The sequence below is a fragment of the Brevibacillus schisleri genome (assembly GCF_055685845.1).
Window position 1 is genome coordinate 3,450,851 of record NZ_JBVNDM010000001.1, and the last position, 23,225, is coordinate 3,474,075.

Annotated in this window: 1 protein-coding gene; it reads right to left on the bottom strand. The window is 49.3% G+C overall.

Going from position 1 to position 23,225, the window contains the following annotated elements; translation table 11 throughout:
- Positions 1 to 10: 10 nt before the first annotated feature.
- A complete protein-coding gene (lgrC, locus tag ACUUHJ_RS16360) occupies positions 11 to 23,224 on the bottom strand; it encodes a linear gramicidin non-ribosomal peptide synthetase LgrC (protein WP_472299373.1) in 23,214 nt (7,737 codons plus the stop codon).
- Position 23,225: the final 1 nt, after the last annotated feature.

Sequence of the window (23,225 nt, forward strand, 5' to 3'; positions counted from 1 at the left end):
TTTTGATTCATTACTTGTCTTGGATGAGATCAAGTAGGTCGGCAATCTCTTCATCATCCCAACCGAATTCGGACAGATCACTTGTTGTTGAGGTTGCGGCCGTTTCCGTCTGACCTAGCTCGATCAATTGTCGTAGTGCGTTTACATAGTATTCCGCTAAATCTTTGACAGTTTCCTTGCGATAAATCTCTTCACTGAAGGCGATCGTTACAATCAATTGTCCCCCGACGACAGAGCTACCGAAATCCAGTAGGTGCTGACGTTCTGAGTTGCGGTTGAAGTTGTCGCCCCTCGCTTCGTTTGCAAAGCCAAACATGGATTCTGTGTCATCGACTGACTGATCAAGCTGACCAAGGTAGTTGAAGCTGATCTCCGCTTTTGGCAAAGACTTGAACGTTTCCGTCATTTCCTCGTTCAGGTAACGGAGAACGCCATAGCCGATTCCCTTGTTCGGAATGCTACGCAGCTGTTCTTTGGTCGTTTGTAGCGCTTCTTTGAGCGAGGTAGTTTTCCTTGTATCCAAGAGGATGGTATACATGCTCGTGAACCACCCCAAGGTACGGGAAAGATCGACATCATCGAAGAGCTCTTCACGTCCGTGCCCTTCCAAATGGACGAGGGAGGTTTGATTTCCGGTCCATACGAAGATCGCTTCTGCCAATGCAGTGAGCAAGACGTCATTGATCTGCGTTTGGTAGATCGAAGGCAATTCCTGTAAGAGCACTTTGGTTTCTTCCTGCGTAAGGGCAACAGAAACCATCTTGGCAGTAAGCTCTCGGTTCTTTCCGTTCTCATAATCTTTTGGCAGAGCGTTTACTTCTGTATCGAGGCTACTTAACCAATAATCGGCTTCCTCTCGCAGGCTGTCTGATTGTGCGTACTCCGTCAATTTTTCAGCCCAATACTTGTAGGAACTGGTTTTTGGCGGTAGTTGCACTTGTTTGCCTTGTAGCAGTTGGGTGCTGGCCTTATTCAAGTCTTCCGTGATGATGCGCCAAGACACACCATCGACTGCCAAGTGGTGAATGACGATAAGCAAGCGTCCTTCCTGTTCACTGCCCAAATCGAAGTAGACGGCACGGAGCAACGGACCTTCCGAGAGATGCAAGCTTGCCTGGGCTTCCTCAGAGATTTCCCCGATTCGCTTGACTTGCTCTTCATGCGGCAAATGACCCAATTCCTCTACGGTAAATGGAATGATATCTGTCCATTCCTCGTGGATTTGCTTCCATTTTCCATCCTGATGGTAGAAACGGAGGCGGAGGGCATCATGATGTCCGAGCAAGTGATAGAAAGCTTGTCTCAAAATTTCTGGATCGATCGGTTTAACAGTTAAAAGTACAGATTGGTTCCAGTGGTTGCGATTTGCCAATTTTTGCTCGAAGAACCAGCGTTGAATCGGCAGGAGTGGCACTTCCCCAGTGACAATGCCTTGTTCGGCGAAAATGTTAACCGACTCCCCGAGAGCTTGTGTCAACTCGGCAATCGACTGATTTTCGAACAAGAGCTTCGGTGACAAGCGAATTCCAGATTGGGCTGCGCGGGCCACGATCTGAATGCTCAGAATCGAATCACCACCGAGTTCGAAGAAGTTATCGTGAATTCCGACTTGCTCTACTCCTAGAACCTTTTTCCATATTTCTGCCAATACTCGCTCGACAAACGTCTCCGGAGCAACGAATTCTCCATTACTCACTCTGTACTCCGGTATAGGTAATGCACGACGGTCTACTTTGCCATTTGGAGTGAGTGGTAGAGCATCCATGATTACGAATGCGGACGGCACCATGTACTCCGGCAATAGTTCTTTCAGGTAGCTGTCGTAGTTGCCCACTTGGTCCTCTACCCCTTCTTCTAGCACGACATACGCCGCCAGACGTTTCACACCTGGCATGTCTTCACGGGCAAGGACGATCGTTTCTTTGACAGAAGGGTGCGTGTACAGGGCGGTTTCAATCTCGCCCAACTCGACACGGAAACCACGGATACTCACCTGATCGTCGGCACGACCGATAAACTCGATGTTGCCGTCCGGCAGGTAGCGGACAAGATCTCCTGTGCGGTACATTTTTGCCCCTCGTATGTGTGCGAACGGATTTTCGACAAAGCGTTCTTGGGTCAGATCAGGACGTTTTAGATACCCGCGAGCCAAGCTGATCCCGGCGATGTACAGTTCGCCTGCAACACCGATCGGCACAGGTTGCAGATTTGCATCAAGAACGTATACTTGCACATTGTCGATTGGGCGTCCGATTGTTGGGGCTGCGATCTGACCAGCTTGTACAGGAACGATGCCTGCTGTAGCTACGACGGCATTTTCCGTTGGCCCATACTGATTTACCAATGTAAATGGCAGTTGTGCCGATGGATAGTGATGCAGTTTGTCACCGCCTGTTAGCATGTAGCGCAAATCTGCATCGGACGGCCATTCAATAGATAGCAAGCTCTCTGCTAATGGCGTTGGCAGGAAGCTGATTGTGATTCTTGAGTCGACGAGCCAATCACGCAGTTTTTCCGGTACCAGACGAATCTCTTCTTGTGGCAGATACAATGTGGCTCCAGCCGTCAAATAAGGCCAGATTTCCCAGACAGCGGCATCGAAGGCTGTTCCGGCGATTTGTGATGCTCTATCTTCTGGCGTGACGTTGTAAGCGTTCTGGTGCCAATTGATGAGATTCAATAGAGCGCGTTGCTCGATTTCCACTCCTTTTGGTGTTCCGGTAGAACCAGAGGTGTAAATGACATAAGCGAGATTGTTCGTTGTCGTCGTGATTTCGGGTGATTCTGTGCTCTCACTGGCAATCAAATCCCAATCGATATCGAGACAAATAAACGTTGCATCACCTGTTGGCAATGCTTCCAGCAAGCGTTCCTGGGTCAAGACGATCGGCATGTTCGTGTCATCCATCATGAAGGCAAGGCGTTCCTTTGGATAAGATGGATCCATCGGAACAAACGCACCGCCTGCTTTGAGAATCCCTAATTGGCCGATCAGCATCTCGACGGAACGTTCGACACAAATACCAACGAGAGTCTCTGACGTAATCCCCTGTTGTTGTAAGTAGTTCGCCAGTTGATTCGCTTTCGAATCCAGCTCTGCATAGGTGAGCGAGCCTTCCTTGGAGACGACTGCCAGTTGATTCGGCATTTCCCTTGTCATTTCGGCGACTAGCTCATGTACTGTCTTTTCATACGTGTATGTTGCAGCTGTGTTGTTCCACCCAAGTATCAGCTGTTCACGTTCATTCGGACGTAGCAATGGTAGCGCCATGATCGATCGATCAGGTTGGGCGACGATTCCCTCTAGTACATGATGGAAATGATTCACCATTCTCTCCATCGTTGTTTGGTCGAACAAATCTGTATTGTAATCAAACGTAGCGATCATGCCGTTTGGCGTTTCTGCCATAGTCAAGCTGATGTCGTATTTGGACATCACTTCTTGGTTTTGGCTTTCAAACGGTGCAATCTGAATGCCCTCCAGTTCATGCGTCTGCATGTTGAAGTTTTGCAGTGCGAACATGACTTGGTAGAGTGGCGAATAGCTTAGGCTACGTTCCAACTCCAGCTCATCTATTAACTTTTCAAAGGGCAGGTCTTGATGGGTATAGGCTTCCAGTGCAGACTCGCGCACTCTCGTAAGTAGTTCACGGAAGGTTGGAGCGCCAGACATATCAGTTCTCATCGCCAACGTGTTGATGAAGAAGCCAATTAATGATTCCGTTTCTTGTCTATTGCGTCCAGCAACCGGACTTCCGACGATAATATCGTCTTGACCGCTGTACCGATGAAGCAGGATTTGGAAGGCAGCGAGCAAGGTCATAAAGAGCGTGGCGCCTTCTTGTCTGCTGAGCGAGTGTAATTTTTCCACAAGCTCAATTGGGAAGCTCGTCGTGTGTAAGGCTCCATTATAGGTTTGTACAGGTGGACGCGGACGATCTGTCGGTAAGGCCAATAGCGGCTCACTACCACTCAATTTTGCTTTCCAGTATGCGAGCTGTTGCTCCAACGCTTCACCTTGTAGCCATTCACGCTGCCAAGCTGCAAAATCTGCATACTGTAGTGGCATGTCCGTGAGTTGTGGCGTCTCTTCCTTGCAAAGCGCTTCATAGATCGTAACCAGCTCTCGTATGAAAATGTTCATCGACCAGCCGTCAGATACGATATGGTGCATATTTAGCAGGAAGACGAAATTCTCTTCGCCAATCTGGATGATCGTGGCCCGCAGTAACGGTCCTGTACGTAGATCAAATGGCTTGGCTGCCTCTTCTCTCTCCAGGCGATGTACCTGGGTGTCTCGCTCCTCTTCTGGTAGCTCACGCAAATCAATCTTGCCCATGCTCCACGCGATTTCGGGATGAATGACTTGTATCGCTTCCCCGTTGATGTCAGTGAAGGTTGTTCGCAAGCTCTCGTGTCGCCCGATAATCATCTGCAGGCTGCGTTCCCATGCATGAATGTTGAGGTGTCCTTGCATCCGCATGGCAGACGGGATGTTGTACAAGGCGCTGTCCGGCATTAAGCGATCCAAGAACCACAAGCGTTGCTGTGCAAAGGAGAGCGGTAGATGCTGGTCGCGAGAAACAGGTGCGAGTGGAATGCTGGCAACATTCGATTTGGCTTCCAGTAGACCCGTTAACTTTTCGCTCATTTGTGCCACGCTAGGGTTTTCGAACAAGGTACGGAGCGGTACTTCCACACCAAATGCTTCTTTTAAGCGGGAAACGGTTTGGGTAGCCAAGAGCGAATGTCCACCCAGTTGAAAGAAGTCATCGTGGATTCCCATTCCCTCAACGGAAAGAACCTGCGACCAAATATGGGCAACGATTTCCTCGGTTGGTGTACGTGGTGCCACATATTCCTTCTCTTTCTCCCCTTGTCCCCAATCCGGTACGGGAAGAGCGCGGCGATTTACTTTCCCGTTGACCGTGAGTGGAATCTCTGCCATCCAAACGTAACCTGTAGGAACCATGTATTCTGGTAGGGTCTCTTTCAGGTAGTGGATAAGCTCAGCATCACCCGGTTGTTGTTCATTTGCTCCAACGAGGTAAGCCGTCAAACGCTTGTCTCCTTCTCGATCCTCACGCGCGATAACGACGACATTCTGAACGGCTGGATGGTGTCTCAGCCTATTCTCGATTTCGCCCAGCTCGATTCGATAACCGCGAATTTTGACTTGGTCGTCGATTCGTCCGAGGAATTCGAGCTGCCCGTCTTCCGTATAGCGAACCAGGTCCCCAGTCCGGTAGAGGCGTTCTCCTTCCTTGCCGAAGTGATGATTGATAAAGCGTTCTTCCGTAAGCTCAGGACGATTCCAGTACCCTCTGGCTATTCCTTTTCCGCCGATGTAGAGCTCTCCTGGTACACCTATTGCCACAGGTTGCAGGTATGCATCCAGTACATACACTTCCACATTGGCGATAGGTCGGCCGATTGTTGGATTTTGGCCGTTATTCTCACAACGTGTGAGAGTAGCAGTGACGGTTGTTTCCGTTGGTCCGTAGCAGTTAAAGAACTGGCGATCCGTGGCATGACGGGCAACAAGCTCACGACTTAACGCTTCCCCACCGACAATCAGCGTCTTCAGGTCTGGCAAATCCGCTTGTGGCAAGGCCGATACGACAGAGGAAGCCATTGTCACGGTCGTGATGCGCTGTTCCTGTAGGACTTGGATCAATTCCGGACCAGGTAAAAGTAATTCACGATCCTCCATGACGAGCGTGGCTCCAGCCAGCAGGGTCATAGCGATCTCGGAGACTGAAACATCGAAACTAAAGGATGTGAATTGCAAAACCCGGCTCGTCGGATCGATTTGGAACGAATGGATCAGAGCATGTGTTAAATTGACAACGGAGTGGTGCTCGACCATTACCCCTTTCGGCAATCCGGTTGATCCAGAAGTATAGATCACGTAAGCGAGATGATGCTCATTGACGCCGCTATCCACGTTTGTGGTAGGCTCATTTGCCAGTTCATCGCTATCGAGGCAAATGACCTGTTTGGAAGAAAATGGTATCATATCTTTCAGCGATACCTGCGTCAACAAAATGTTCGCTTGCGAATCTTCGATCATGTAGGCAATGCGATCTTGCGGATGCGCCGGATCAATAGGTACATAAGCAGCACCAGCTTTCATCACGCCGAGGAATGCGATGATCATCTCGAAAGAACGCTCGACGCAAATGCCAACTAGCTTATCCGGTTTCACACCCGATGCAATCAGCCTGTGTGCCAGCTGGTTTGCACGGTTGTTCAGCTCGGCATAGGTCAGCTCCATCTTCTTGTAGACGAGGGCAATCGCATCAGGTGTCTTTTCCACTTGTTTCTCAAATGCCTGATGGATGCAAAGCTGGGTCGGATAATCCACGCGCGTGTCATTCCATTCGACTACTACCTGCTGGAGCTCGCTTTCACTGATCATCGACACCTCTGCGAGGCACTGTTCAGGTTTTGCCATCATGGATTCGAGCAAGTAAGACATCTGGTGCAGAACACGTTCGATATTTTCAGACGCGAATCGGCTCTGGTCGTACTTGATCTTGAGGATGAACTCTTTACCCGGACCGCAGACGACGGTGATTGGATAATTCGTTTGTTCCATCGTCTCCACGTCAGATAATTGCAGCTCATTATGTTCAGCTTGTACCGATTCACCAATCGGGTAGTTCTCGAAAATGAAGATGCTTTCGAACAGGGCGGTATTACGCGCCATTTCACTCCAGCCTTGGATGTCAACCAACGGCGTGTACTCAAACTGGCGAAGCTCCACTTGATGTTCTTGAATCTCACGTAGCCATTCCCGCACCGATTTGTTCGCATCGATCCAAACCCGAATCGGCAGGGTGTTGATGAAGAGACCTACCATGCCCTCTACCGTAGGCAGATCAGCCGGACGACCAGAAACGGTTGCTCCGAAGACGACATCATCCGTTGCGCTGTATCGGCTCAGGATGAGAGCCCATGCTCCTTGGACAAGCGTATTTAAGGTCAACTGATGTGTACGGACAAAGGCTTGCAAACGTGAAGTCATCTCCGCCGATAAGCGAATTTCTTTCTCTTCGTACACTTTCGGCATATGATCCCTGCCGCCTGATTGGTTACTCATCGCTAATGGTGTCGACTCGTGGAAGCCTTTAAGCTGTTCGCGCCAAAAATGTTCGGCAGTACTCAAGTCTTGGCGTTGTACCCAATCGATGTACGCAGAGAACGGTTGAACGAAGCTGTACGAAACCTCTTTATCTTCTGCTATGGACACATAAGCACTAAACCAGTCTTTTAGTACAATCGGGACGCTCCAACCATCAAGCAATACATGGTGGAAGCTCCAAGTGAAGCGATAGATTCCCTCACGCAAGTGGAACAGCGTCCAACGCATGAGTGGTGGTGACGCAATCTCGAAGTTTCGTCTGCGATCAGCTTCTAGATAGACAGCCAGTTCGGTTTTTTGCTGCTCCGTTGTTAAATGACGCAGGTCGATTTTTTCTACAGTTGCTTTTACTTGTTTGCGTACAATTTGGTGCGCCTCTAAACCTTCCCAAACAAAGTAGGTACGTAGAATCGGATGGCGATCCACTACTTTTTGCCACGCCTGTTCAAACGCTTCAACGTGCAAGCCCTCCATCGTCATGGCGAAGTGAACAATATAGTCTCCCCCCTCCTGCTCGTACAGGGAGTGGAACAGCATGCCACCTTGCAATGGACTGAGTGGATAGACGTTCTCGATCAGGCGATCCTGTCCCAGGTGCTTGTCGATAGCCCGTTGATCCATTCGCGCAAGTGGGAAGTCAGATGGCGTATAGCCGCCTGCTTCTTCGGACTGGCAGTGCGCAATGATCTCGCGTAAAGCTTCCAGATAGTTGCAAGCAAGCTCTTGAATCGTGCTTTCCTCGTGAATGTTTTCGCTATAGATCCACGTAACATGGAGTTGTTCCCCGGTTATGACACTGTTTACATCAATCAGGTGCTGGCGTATGGTGTCTTTCCCCAGATTGGAGCCTCTTGATTCTTGCGCCATGCCAAATCTCGATTCGGCTTGAACCATCTGATCAAACTGTCCAAGGTAGTTGAAGCTGATTTCTGGCTTCGGCTTTTCACTTAGACGGTTTTTCAACTCCTCATCCTGACTGAGGTATTGAAGGATGCCGTAGCCGACACCTTTCGTTGGAATACGACGAAGCTGTTCCTTGACCGCTTTCAACGCGTCACCCCACGGCTTCGACGGATCAATTGAAAGCTGTACCGGGTAAATGCTCGTAAACCAGCCGACGGTACGGGATAAGTCTGCTCCTTCGATAATTTCTTCACGTCCGTGCCCTTCTAGATGAACGGCTACTCTCTTTTCACCTGTCCAACGATTCATTGCTTTGGTTAAAGCAGTAAGCAATACATCATTGATTTGTAGACGGTAAGGCGAAAGCGTATCCTGCAACAACGCGCGAGTTTCTTCAATAGTAAGTGCAAGACTGACTTGCTTGGAGGTTGCATCTGTGTTTTGGCTTGGCTCGAAAGCACGGTCAATGGGAAGTGGACTCACTTCATCACTTTGGCCCAGCCAGAACGCTTTTTCCGGCTCGATCACTTCGGAATTCGCATAGGATTGCAATTGCTCTGCCCACGACTTGAATGAAGTCGTTTTCGCTGGGAATTGTACCGGCTCATCGTTTACCAGCTGCTCATAAGCAGCTTGCAGATCCTCTAGCAAAATACGCCAGGACACACCGTCAATCACCAGATGGTGGGCAACAATCAGCAGACGGCCAGGTAGGTCCGCGCCAAGATGGAAGTATACGGCTTGGAAAACGGGTCCTTCACTAACATGTAGACTTGATTGCACCTCGTTTGCGATTTGCTCCAGACGATCGGCTTGTTCTTCTTCTAGAACAGCGGACAGGTCCACGCTACGGAATGGAATGGTCTCAGGAAGTCCCTCCATATGTTGGGTCCAGCCTTGGTCCGACTGGGTATAACGCATACGTAATGCGTCATGATGCCTGAGCAGGCTCTCGATGACACGCTCTAGAACGGTCAGGTCAACGGGTTGTTGCACCGTCAAAAGCAAGGATTGGTTCCAATGATGGATCGACGGTTGTTCAGTCGTGAAGAACCACGATTGAATTGGCGTGAGCGGCACCTCTCCCGTCAAGATTCCTTGTTCTGCTTGGACTTTTCCTGTTTGTATGCCGTCAGTCGTTGTCACGACACTTGCCAGTTCCGCGATGGTTTGATTTCTCAAGAGCTGTTTCGGTGTCAAACGAATTCCAGCCTGATTGGCTCGAGAAACAATTTGGATACTCAAAATGGAGTCTCCACCAAGCTCGAAAAAGTTGTCATAGATACCAACATTGTCAACACCTAGGACTTTTTTCCATATATCTGCAAGCGTAGCCTCAATAGCAGTTGTAGGAGCAGCAAAACTGCCTTCTGTTTCATTGTGTAAGAAATCAGGTACAGGCAATGCTTGTCGGTCTACCTTACCGTTTGGCGTCAGAGGTAGGTTATCCATGACGACAAATGCAGCTGGTACCATATACTCAGGAAGCTTTTCCTTCAGATAGCTACGGAAGTCACTTGCTTGAATCTCTTGTTTTTCTCCGAGTACCACGTAGGCAGCGAGTCGTTTTACGCCCGGCATATCCTCACGTACGAGGACGATGGTTTCTTTTACCGCAGGATGCGTGTACAGAGCGGTTTCAATTTCGCCCAGTTCGACCCGGAATCCTCGGATGCTCACCTGATCATCTGCGCGACCAATGAAATCTATGCTTCCATCTGGCAGGTAACGAACCAGGTCTCCCGTTCGGTACATGCGTGCTCCCGGTTTTTGTGAGTATGGATTGGCTACGAACCGCTCTTTGGTTAGATCAGGGCGCTTCAGATAGCCCCGTGCCAAGCTGTCTCCCGCGATATAGAGCTCTCCGGCTACCCCAATTGGCACAGGATTTCGCTTTTCATCCAGGACGTATACCTGTACATTGTCTATTGGCCGTCCTATTGATGGTGCGAAAACATGAGCAGCTTCTGGTGGAACGACGCCTGCTGTGGCAACAACCGCGTTTTCGGTTGGACCGTATTGGTTTACAAGAGTAAACGGCATGGTTGCTGGTGGGTAATCGTGTAGCTTGTCGCCCCCTGTGAGCATATACCGCAGCTTCGTGTCGATAGGCCATTCCAAGGTAAGCAGCCTTTCTGCCAAAGGCGTTGGCAAAAAGCTAATCGTGATACCCGATGCAACAAGCCAATCTCTTAGTTCCTCTGGTACCAGACGAATATCTTCTGATGGGAGATAAAGTGTTGCTCCCTTTGTCAGGTACGGCCAGATTTCCCAAACAGATGCATCAAAGGCTGTCCCTGCGATTTGTGAAGCTCGATCATTTGAATCTACGCTGTACGACCGCTGGTGCCAGCAAATCAGATTTAACAAGGCGGCGTGTTCGATCTCTACCCCTTTTGGCGTTCCAGTAGAGCCAGACGTATAGATGACATACGCCAGATTCTCTGTTGTCATTGCTGCGGTCGGCGCCTCGCTGCTCTCTTCCGAAATGATATGCCAATCACGATCCAAGCAGATGAATGATGCCGTTCCTTCTGGCAATCGCCCTAACAGTCGTTCTTGGGTTACTACAACTGGCATATTGGCATCTTTCATCATGAAAGCAAGACGCTCCTGTGGATAAGCTGTGTCCATTGGGACATAAGCACCGCCAGCTTTAAGAATTCCCAGTTGACCGATGAGCATATCGATCGAACGTTCTACGCAGATACCGACAAGTGTTTCGGAGGATACTCCCTGTTTTTGCAGGTAGTTCGCCACCTGATTCGCTTTGGCATCCAGTTCTGCATAGGTGATTTGCCCTTCTTCGGAAACAACGGCTAATTGATTTGGCAATTCTTGTGCTATCCGTGCAACAATTTCATGCACGCATGTTTCAGGTTCAAAAGGTACATTTGTATCATTCCATTGATGGAGAAGCTGCTCCCTTTCCCTATCGCTCAGGAGAGGGATGTCTGTGACTGGTTGCATCGGATTTACCGAAATCGCCTCTAGCAGGCTGGCGAAATGGTTCCCCATGCGCTCGATCGTTGCTGGATCAAAAAGATCGGTATTGTACTCGAACGTTGCGATTAGTCCATCTGGTGCCTCTACGGTGGTCAAGGTGATGTCAAATTTGACGCTTACGCCCTCCTGACCTCGGTGGAAAGGTTCGATGCGAATCTGGGACAATTCTTGTACTTCCATCGGGATGTTTTGCAGGACAAACATCACTTGGAACAACGGTGAGTAGCTTAGACTTCGTTCCAGCTCCAGTTCATCTACCAGTTTTTCAAATGGCAGGTCTTGATGCGCATAAGCCTCCAGTGCAGTCTCTCGTACTTTTGCTAGCAAGTCTCGGAAGTTCGGTTCCCCAGACATGTCTGTACGCATTACCAAGGTGTTAATGAAGAAACCAATAAGTGACTCCAGTTCCTGTCTATTTCGTCCTGCGACCGGACTCCCAACAAGGATGTCTTTTTGACCACTGTAGCGATAGAGCAGGGTCTGAAAGGCAGCTAGCAAGGTCATGAATAAGGTTGATCCCTCTTCACGGCTGAGCGCTTTTAGATCGGCAAGCAGTTTTTCTGAGAGCTTAATCGTGTGCATCGCCCCTTTATGGCTCTGAACGGCAGGGCGTGGACGATCTGTCGGCAATCTCAGAAGTGGTTCCGCATCGCCTAATTGTTTTTTCCAGTACGCCAATTGTTGCTCCAATACCTCACCTTGCAACCAGTTGCGTTGCCATGTGGCATAGTCTGCATATTGCAGCGGCATTTCGGCAAGAGGTGGTGTTTCCCCAGCAGATAACGCTTCGTAGATGGAGACTAACTCACCCATGAATACACTCATGGACCAGCCATCCGCAATGATGTGGTGTAAATTGAGCAAAAATACATACGCTTGTTCATCCATGCAAATCAGTTTTGCACGCAATAACGGCCCTTGATTGAGATGAAACGATTGTTCTGCATCTTCTATGGCGAGACGCAATACTTCGGCTTCTCGCTCCTCTTCGTTCCAGTCCCGTAAGTCGATTCGTTCCATGTTCCACTCAATCTGCGGGTGAATGACTTGAACGGCTTCCCCATTGCTATCAGAGAAAGTTGTACGCAAGCTCTCATGACGTTGGATGATCAGCTTCAGACTACGTTCCCACGCCTCAACTTCCAGCTCACCCATCAGACGAACAGCAGTTGGGATATTGTAGACGGAACTGTCTGGCAGCAGCTTGTCCAAGAACCACAAACGTTGTTGTGCAAACGAGAGCGGCAAGTGTTCCTCACGCGACACTGGCACGAGCGGGATGTCAGTGAGACCCGCTTCCCCCTGTAACAATGCCGTTATTTTTTCGCTAATCGCTGCCGTTGTCGGATAATCAAACAGCGTACGAAGCGGCATGTTTACGCCAAAAGCTTGACGCATACGGGAAATCGCTTGGGTAGCTAGGAGGGAATGTCCCCCACGCGCAAAGAAATCGTCGTGAATCCCGACTTGCTCAACAGAAAGCACCTGTGTCCAAATGTTCGCCACTATTTCTTCTGTTGGTGTGCGAGGTGCGACATACGCCTGTTGTGTGGTCAAAAGTCCCCAATCTGGTGTGGGCAGTGCCCGGTGGTCTACCTTTCCGTTGACGGTAAGCGGAATCGCCTCCATCCAGACCATACCTGCTGGAATCATGTAATCTGGCAATGTTTCTTTCAGATAGAGAGCGAGCTCCTCTGTAGCTGGCTTCTCTTCACCTATTGCAATCAGATAAGCGGCCAAGCGATTGTCTCGTACGGTAATGACAGCTTCCCGAATCGCATCGTGCTTTCTCAATGCGTTTTCGATTTCGCCTAATTCGATGCGGAAGCCGCGAATTTTCACCTGATTATCGATACGACCTAGGAATTCAAGGTTACCGTCTGGCAGATAGCGCACCTGATCGCCTGTGCGATAAAGACGTTCGCCTTCCACTCCAAACGGATGAGTGATAAAGCGTTCCGCTGTAAGCTCTGGACGATTCCAGTAACCGCGTGCCAAGCCTTTTCCACCAATGTACAGCTCACCTGGTACGCCAATAGGGACCGGCTTTAGATTGGCATCTAATACGTAGATGGTCGCGTTGGCGATAGGACGGCCAATTGGCGTGTTCGCCAGATTTGTATCCATAAGCATCAGCGTGGTGCAAACGGTTGCCTCCGTTGGACCGTAGCAATTGAAAAATTGACGATGATTTGCATAGCGAGTGATGAGCTCATAGCTTGGTGCTTCGCCACCGATCACGAGTGTCTTCAGATCAGGTAGGTCGGCGTCAGGTAATGCCGCAAGTACAGCGGGTACCGTCATCACAGTCGTGATTTGTTTTTCTTGCAAGACCGTGATGAGTTCAGGACCTGGCATGAGCATTTCTCGATCCTCAATGACTAGGGTCGCACCCGAAATCAAAGCCATGACGATCTCAGCGACAGATACGTCGAAGCTGAACGAACATAACTGTAAGACGCGGCTAGACGACTGGACTTGGAACAACTCCACCAGGTAATGAGCCATATTCATCGCACTTTGGTGTTCGACCATCACGCCTTTTGGCAAGCCAGTGGAACCAGATGTGTAAATGACATAGGCAAGATTTTGTTCGGTAACCCCACACATCACATCATGAACAGGTTCATTCTCAAGCGCATTACTATCAAGGCAAATTACCTGGGCCTTCGTTGTGAGCAATTGGTTTGCCAGAGATTGCTGGGTCAACACGATGTTTGCCTGCGAATCCTCGATCATGTAGGCAATACGCTCTAGCGGATGTGCCGGATCGATTGGAACATAAGCGGCACCTGCTTTCATCACACCGAGAATCCCGACGATAATCTCAGGAGAGCGCTCGATGCAAATCCCGACGAGTGTATCTGGTTTCACGCCTTGGGCAAGGAGATGATGCGCCAATTGGTTCGCTCGCTGATTCAGCTCGGCATACGTCATTTCCATCTCTTTGTACATGAGTCCGATCGCATCTGGCGTCTTTTGTACTTGTTGTTCAAATGCTTGATGAATGCAAAGCCCGGTTGGATAATCGACCTTCGTATCGTTCCACTCGACCAAAACCTGCTCCTGTTCGCTTTCGCTGATCATGCACACATTAGCCAGAGGTTGATCAGGATTTGCTATCATCGATTGGAGCAGAAGCGTCATTTGCTCTAGCACACGTTCGATCCGTACATGATCGAATCGGTTTTGATCAAAAACGATTTTGAGGACAAATTCTTTGCCAGGCCCACATACTACGGTAAGTGGATAGTTTGTTTGCTCCGCAGAGTCTACATCAGAAATCTGAATACTGATGTCCGCTTCTTTCACAGACTCATCGATCGGGTAGTTCTCAAAGATAAAAATACTTTCGAACAGAGAGGTGTTGCGCTCGAATTCGCTCCAGCTTTGGATGTCAACCAGCGGCGTGTACTCATATTGGCGAATCTCCAATTGCATTTCTTGCAATTCGCGCAGCCATACCCGAACGGTTTTGCTTGGATCGATTGTGATTCGAACCGGGAGCGTATTAATGAACAGACCCACCATATTTTCTACGCCATGCAAATCGGCTGGACGTCCTGAACCAGTTGCCCCGAATACGACATCTGCTTCCCCACTGTAAGCTCCAAGGATCATGCCCCACGCACTTTGTATAAAGGTATTCAGCGTTACCTGATGCTGACGGGCAAATGATTGCAGCTGTTCGGTAAACTCGGCCGAGAATCGGATAATGCGCTCGTCGTAGGTTTTTGGTTCACCCATGGATTGGTGAGCTTGTCCGAGATTGATTTGTGTCGGCCCGTATATCCCCTTCAAATGGTTGCGCCAGAAATGTTCCGCAGCTTGCAGGTCTTGGCGCTGAATCCACGCTACATACTGGGAAAATGGCTGTACAGCCCCAAGCTGAATGTCTTTTCCATCTGCCAGCGCTAGATAAGCGGCAAACCAGTCTTTTAAGACGAGCGGCAAGCTCCAGCCGTCCAGCAATACGTGGTGGAAGCTCCAGATAAAGCGATACGCTTCGTTGCTAATCCTAAACAAAGTCAAACGCATGAGAGGTGGTTCTGTAATCGAGAAGTTCCGCTTCCGATCCTCTTCCAAAAATTCGTCTAGCGCTGCTTTCTGTTTATCCGTCGGTAAATGTCGCAGATCTCTTTCATCAACTGTCACCCGTACATGCTTGCGGACAATTTGATGCGGATTGACTACTCCATCCCAGATAAACGAGGTACGCAGAATGGAATGACGATCGATGACTTTTTGCCATGCTTGCTGGAGTGCATCGACGTGCAAATGATGGATCGTCATGGAGAACTGAACCACATAGTCTCCGCCCTCTTGCTCGTACAGGGAATGGAAAAGCATGCCTTCCTGCAACGGCGTCAGTGGATAGATGTTCTCGATGGAACGATCTCTACCCACATATGTGTCGATTGTACGCTGATCCAGACGGGATAACGGGAAGTCAGAAGGAGTATAACCCCCTGCTTCTTCGGAGCGGCAATGTGCCATAATCTCACGCAAGGCGTCCATATAATCACGAGCAACTGCTTCCACCGTAGTTTTCTCGTGGATGTTTTCGTTGTAAAACCAAGTGACATGCAGTTGTTCTCCGGAAATGACGCTGTTTACATCGATTAAATGCCCGCGAATGGAATCAGGTGCAAGATTCGAGCCTCTCGATTCAGCAGCCATGCCAAATTTAGCATTTGACGAAACGACTTGATCAAACTGACCGAGGTAGTTGAAGCTGATCTCTGGCTTCATTCGAGACTTCAACTGCTCTTTCAGTTCGTCATCCTGACGTAAGTAGTGCAGGATACCATAGCCAACTCCATTTTTCGGAATGGCTCGAAGCTGTTCTTTGACCGCTTTTAGCAGTTCACTCCACGTTTTTGTCTGGTCAAGTGTAAGTTGTACAGGATACATACTCGTAAACCAGCCAATTGTGCGGGATAAATCTGCTCCTTCCAAAATATCTTCGCGTCCATGCCCCTCGAGATGGAAAGATAACGTCTGTTTTCCTGTCCAGCGATGCATTGCTTTTGTTAAGGCAGCGAGTAAGACATCGTTTATTTTTAAACGGTAAGGAGAAAGTGTTTCCTGCAACAGAGCACGGGTTTCTTCTGCATCTAAAGAGAACGTTACTTGTTTGGTTGTCGCTTCCGTGTTCTGGCTCGGTTCATAAAGGTGATCAATCGGGAGCGGATTCGCCTCTTGATCTTGTTTGAGCCAGTACTCTTTTTCTTGCTGGATGGCTTCTGAATTGGCATACGCGACTAATTGCTCAGCCCACATCTTGAACGAAGTCGTCTTTGCTGGCATTTGTACGTCATGACCACTCGCTATTTGATCATAGGTATGTTGCAAATCCTCCAGCAAAATACGCCACGATACACCGTCAACAACTAAGTGGTGAATGACGAGCAGCAGTCGGCCAGCTTGCTCTTCGCCCATGTTGAAGTACACAGCCTGTACGATGGGACCTTCCGTGATATTTAGGCTCGCTTGTACTTCTTGTGAAATTTCCTCCAGCCTAGACTCCTGTTCCAGTTTAGGGAGATGAGAAAGATCCACGCTACGGAATGGAACATTCTCTTCTAGACCTTCCATCATTTGTGTCCACATGCCGTCATGGTGTGAAAAGCGCATACGCAACGCATCATGATGGGCCAGCAGGCTCTCAATTGTTTGCTCCAGGACAATAAGGTCTACTGGTTGCTGAACAGTCAGAAGTACCGACTGATTCCAGTGGTGCAGCGACGGTTGATTGGAGTCAAAGAACCATTTTTGGATGGGAGTGAGCGGTACATTTCCAGTAACAGTGCCCTGTTCATTTTTCCATGTTGTATCCGTTTCCTGGTTAAAATCAGTAACAACACGTAGCAATTCTGCAATGGTCTGATTTTCAAAAAGTTGCTTAGGTGTGAAGCGAATTCCGGAATGATTGGCTCTCGCGACGATCTGGATACTGAGAATGGAGTCGCCACCCAATTCGAAAAAGTTGTCGTAGATACCGATGTTCGCAACACCCAGCACACTTTTCCAGATTTCTGCCAATTTCACTTCCAGATCCGTTGCAGGTGCTACATAACCGCTATCCGCCTCATTTCGGGAATAGTCAGGGATTGGTAGTGCCCGCCGATCCACTTTACCGTTTGGTGTCAGCGGGAAGCTGTCCATATTCACAAACGCAGATGGGATCATGTACTCAGGCAACTTATCCTTGAGATAAGATCGCATCTCGATGTGAGTAACCTCTTTTTCTTCTGCAAAAACGAGGTAGGCGGCTAAGCGCTTGTCCCCAGGAGTTTCCTCTCTCACCATGAGTACGGTTTCTTTTACAGCCGGGTGGCTCTGCAGTACGGTCTCGATTTCGCCTAGCTCAATGCGGAAGCCACGGATTTTTACTTGGTTGTCAATACGCCCGATAAACTCAATCGTGCCATCAGGTAGATAACGAACCAAGTCACCAGTGCGGTACAGGCGAGAACCTCCTTGTGGATCAAACGGATTCTCCACAAAACGTTCTGCGGTTAGCTCCGGATTGTTCAAATAGCCTAGAGCGAGGCCATCTCCGCCTATATATAATTCTCCTGCTGCACCCAGAGGGACAGGCTGTTGATGTTTGTCCAATACGTACACAGTGGTATTGCTGATCGGTCGGCCGATCGGGAAGGAGTTGACTCCTTCTGGAAGCTCCGTGACGGGATTGCAGCAAGTAAACGTCGTGTTTTCCGTCGGGCCATATCCGTTAATCACCGTGATACCGCCCAGTGAAAGTACCTTCCGTACATGGGATGCAGAGACAACATCCCCACCGACAAGTAGCTGGCTCACGCCACGCAAGTACTCCACCTTGTGGTCAACCATGACCGTGAACAGACCAGCCGTCAGCCAAAGTGTCGTCACCTTGTGATTCTGAATCGTCTCTCCCAGTTCATCGAGTGAAGGCTGATGTGGCGGCATCAACACCAGCTTCGCTCCGTTTAACAACGCCCCCCAAATTTCAAAGGTAGCAGCATCAAACGATACGGTAGAGGCTTGCAGGAACACGTCCTCTTCCGTGATGGTCATGTAGTTCGTGTTTTTGATCAGGCGAACAATCCCGCGATGAACGACTAGCACTCCTTTTGGTGTACCTGTTGAACCTGATGTGTAAATAACGTAGGCAAGGCTGTCGGCTGTCATATCTACTTGGGGAGCAAGCGTGCTTTCCTCCGCCCATTGTTCCGCAGCATGGTCGAGATTGAGAATGGTAAGCTCTTGACCCTGCCACTTGTCAGCCAAATGCTCCTGTGTCAATAAAATGGAAATCTGGGCATCTGCCAGCATGAAAGCCAAACGTTCTTCTGGATACGCAGGGTCGAGTGGCACATACGCTCCACCTGCTTTGAGAATCCCGAGCATACCCACGAGCATATCTAACGAACGCTCTACGCAAAGCCCGACAAAAGTACCTGCTTCTACTCCTTGCTTTTGCAAGTAGTGGGCGAGCTGATTGGCTTTGGCCTCTAGCTCGGCGTAGGTCAACTGCTCTTCTCCCGCAACGACAGCGATACGATCTGGGTATTGGGCCGCTGTTTCGGCAAACAGTTGGGGAACGTTTTTTTCCCGAGGGTATTCGCTCGCTGTGTTGTTAAGCTCTACCACCTGTTTATTTCGTTCGCTCTCCCTTAGAAGATCAAGTTTTTCAATCGACTCCTCTGGTTGAGAGATGATTGCCTCAAGCAGATTTTGCAAATGTCCAGTCATCCGCTCGATCGTCAATCTGTCGAACAAATCTGTGCTGTACTCAAAGGAAGCCACGAGTCCGTCTGCCTGCTCTCTCATTGTCAATGTGAGGTCAAACTTGGAGGTCGTCAAATGTCGCTCAGAATCCAATGGTGTGAGCTGAATGCCGGACGCTACTGCTTCCTCCAGCGGGAAGTTTTGCAGGACAAACATGACCTGGAACAACTGCGAGTAGCTGAGGCTACGCTCTAGCTGTAGCTCATCGACTAATTTTTCAAAAGGTAAATCTTGATGTGCATAGGCCTCCAACGCTGTTTCGCGAACGCGTGCCAGTAATTCCGTAAAGGTTACATCTCCTGTTACGTTGGTTCGGAGCGCCAACGTGTTGACGAAGAATCCGATCAAATTCTCGGTTTCTTGCCGATTGCGTCCTGCTACCGGACTTCCCACAACGATGTCTTCTTGACCACTATAGCGGTATAGAAGGATTTGGAAGGCAGCCAGCAATGTCATAAACAAGGTAGAATTGGACTCCTGGCTAAGTACTTTCAATTTAGTAAGCAAGTCCGCGGAAAAGGTCCTGGTGTAAATGGCTCCTTTATAGGATTGCAAAGCAGGGCGCGAACGGTCAGTCGGCAGTGCTAGAAGCGGTTCTGCCCCACTCAGTTTTTCTTTCCAATAAGTAGCCTGCTGCTCTAAGCGTTCGCCTTCCAGCCATTCACGCTGCCATGAGGCAAAATCCGCATATTGAATCGGTAGTTCAGCTAGCTCTAGTGTTTCTTGCTTACGGAAGGCTTCATAATTGGCAAGCAATTCGCGATAGAAGATGCCCATCGACCAACCATCAGAGATGATATGGTGCATGTTGATCAAGAAGACATATGCGTGATCATCTGTTTGGATCATCGTCGCGCGTATCAGCGGTCCTTGTCCGAGAGTAAATGCTCGGGCCGCTTCTGCTTCGGCCAACTGCTCTATCTCTTGTTCTTTCTTCTCAGCTGGTAGGTCGCGTAAGTCCAGAATGTCCATTTTCCAGTCGATCTGCGGATGAATCACTTGTATGGATTGTCCGTCTATTTCGTGGAACGTGGTACGCAAGCTTTCGTGACGCAAAATGATCGCCTGTAAACTCTTCTCCCATGCCACTACGTCGAGTTCGCCTTGCAAGCGGAGGGCAGATGGGATGTTATACATCGGGCTACCTGGCATGAATTGATCAAAGAACCACAATCGCTGTTGGGCAAAAGACAACGGCAGATTGTTCTGTCTTGAAACAGGCTGAATCGATCCACCAATCGCTTCTTTCTCTCCCAAATGAAGGGCTGCTCCTTGTTCACTCCATGCTGCAATGGTCGGATGTTCAAAAATGGAGCGTACCGTTTGCTCTATTCCAAACGCCTCTCTCAGGCGTGAAATGACTCGTGTCGCCAAAAGTGAATGTCCACCCAGCTCGAAAAAGTTATCGTGAATCCCTACTTTTTCGACTCCGAGCACCTGCGACCAAATGTTGGCAATCAGTTCTTCTACCTGATTGCGCGGCTCCATGTAGCCTTTGTCGGAAGCAGGATTTGTCCATTCCGGTTCCGGCAATCGTTTGCGGTCGATTTTTCCATTTGCCGTCAAAGGCATCGCATCAAGGAAAATATAAAATGATGGCCTCATAAATTCTGGCAACTTTGTTTTTGTCCATGCACGTAAATCAGAAGTTTCGAGCGTGTTGTCTCCTGAAACGGTAAAATACGCCGTTACATGCTTCTCGCCCGACTTCATCTCACGGACCATGACTACAACTTCGTTCACAGACGGATGCAAGCTGAGTGCTGCTTCCACCTCACCTAATTCGATCCGGAAGCCGCGGATTTTTACTTGGTTGTCGATACGACCGATAAACGCAAGCGTGCCATCAGCTAAATAACGAACCAAGTCACCAGTGCGATACAGGCGAGAACCTCCTTGTGGATCAAAGGGATTCTCCACAAAACGCTCTGCGGTTAGCTCTGGATTGTTCAAATAGCCTAGAGCGAGACCATCTCCGCCTATAAATAATTCGCCGGCTGCACCTAGAGGGACAGGCTGTTGATGTTTGTCCAATACGTACACCGTGGTATTGCTGATCGGTCGGCCGATTGGGAAGGAGTTGACTCCTTCCGCAAGCTCCGTGACGGGATTGCAGCAAGTAAACGTCGTGTTTTCCGTCGGGCCATAGCCGTTAATCACCGTGATCCCGCCAAGTGAAAGTACCTTCCGTACATGAGATGCAGAGACAACATCCCCACCAACAAGTAGCTGGCTCACGCCACGCAAGTACTCCACCTTGTGGTCAACCATGACCGTGAACAGACCAGCCGTTAGCCAAAGTGTCGTCACCTTGTGATTCTGAATCGTCTCTCCCAGTTCATCGAGTGAAGGCTGATGTGGCGGCATCAACACCAGCTTCGCTCCGTTTAACAACGCCCCCCAAATTTCAAAGGTAGCAGCATCAAACGATACGGTAGAGGCTTGCAGGAACACGTCCTCTTCGGTAATGGTCACGTAGTTCGTGTTTTTGATCAGGCGAACAATCCCGCGATGGACGACTAGCACTCCTTTTGGTGTACCAGTTGAACCTGAAGTGTAAATGACATAAGCGAGGCTGTCGGCTGCCATATCTACTTGGGGAGCAAGTGTGCTTTCATCTGCCCATTTTTCCCCAGCATGGTCGAGATTGAGAATGGTAAGTTCTTGTCCTTGCCACTTGTCAGCCAAATGCTCCTGCGTCAATAAAATGGATATTTGGGCATCTGCTAGCATGAAAGCCAGACGTTCTTCTGGGTACGCAGGGTCGAGTGGCACATACGCTCCACCTGCTTTGAGAATCCCGAGCATACCCACGAGCATATCTAACGAGCGCTCTACGCAAAGCCCGACAAAAGTACCTGTTCCTACTCCTTGCTTTTGCAAGTAGTGGGCAAGCTGATTGGCTTTTACCTCCAGCTCTGCGTAAGTCAACTGTTCTTCTCCCGCAACGACGGCGATATGGTCTGGGTATTGGGCCGCTGTTTCGGTAAACAGCTGGGGAACGGTTTTTTCCCGAGGGTAATCGCTCTTCGTATCGTTTAGCCCGACTAGTAGATGTTGTCTTTCTTCTTGACTGAGAAAAGAGATAGCGGACAGGCGTTGTTTTGGATTCTCGACGATGGCCATTAAAATGGATGCCATTTGGTCAAGTGTTCGTTCGATTGCCGCCTGCTCAAAGCGGTCAGTCCTGTATATCATTTTGATGCTAAACTGCTCACCCGGAACCCCGACAATCGTGAGCGGGTTATCCACCTCTTGGAAGTGCTGTACATTGGAGATGGAAAAACCGAATTCCTTCTCTTCTCCTTCTCCCAGCGGATAGTTCTCAAAAACGAAGATACTTTCAAACAGTGGTAGTCCACGCGGTACATCCGTCCAGCCCTGGATATCCACCAATGGCGAGTATTCATATTGGCGGACTCTCGATTGCTGATCCTGCAACTCTTTGAACCACTGATCCAACGTTTGCTCAGGCTCGACTTTCGTTTTCATCGGCAACGTGTTGATAAACATTCCAACCATCTGCTCTACACCCGGCAGGTCGCTTGGGCGCCCGGAACCAGTTACGCCGTATACCACGCTTTCTTCCCCGCTCAAACGGCTGAGGAGAATGGCCCACGCTCCCTGCACGATGGTGTTGATCGTTACCTTATATGTTCGAGATAATTTTAAGAGAGCTTTTGAGACTTCATCTGTCAAGGTTCGAGTCGATTCATGAATCCCTTTTTCCTCTTCTGAACCTTGCAAGGGATAAGATTCAAAGGGAAGAGGTGTGGGACTCTCGACGGACGCTAGGAACTCGCGCCAGAATTTTTCAGACTCCTTGTTGTCCTGACGGCGAAGCCAGGAGATATAATCTTTGAATGGCTTTGGCTGTGGAAGTCTCAAGTCCTTGCCTTGGCAGTACGCCTCATAGAAATCGAGGACTTCCTGAAAAAGAATGGGGCTACTCCATCCATCCAAGAGCAAATGATGAAAGGTCCAGATGAACTGGTGCACATCTTTGGCCTTTTTGATGACCGTCACTCGCATGAGGGGGGCTTCGCTCAAGTCGAAGCCCGCCTCTTTTTCTGTTTGCAAAAACGATGTCAGCATGGTTTGTTGCTCTTCATCAGTGCGATGTGACCAGTCTTCCTGGTGTATGGAAAAAGGAACACTTTCGAAGACCACCTGAAGTGGCTTCTCTACTTCCTCCCAAAGGAATCCAGTACGCAAAATGGAATGTCTTTGAACCACTTTGTTCCAGGCTTTTTCAAAGTTGACGATATCAAGCTCGCCTGTAAGAATGGCAATGTTCTGTACCATATAGGCTGAACCCTCTGAGTACAGCGAATGGAACAACATCCCTTCTTGCAGCGGGGATAAGGTGTATAGATCAGTAAAATCCCCCATT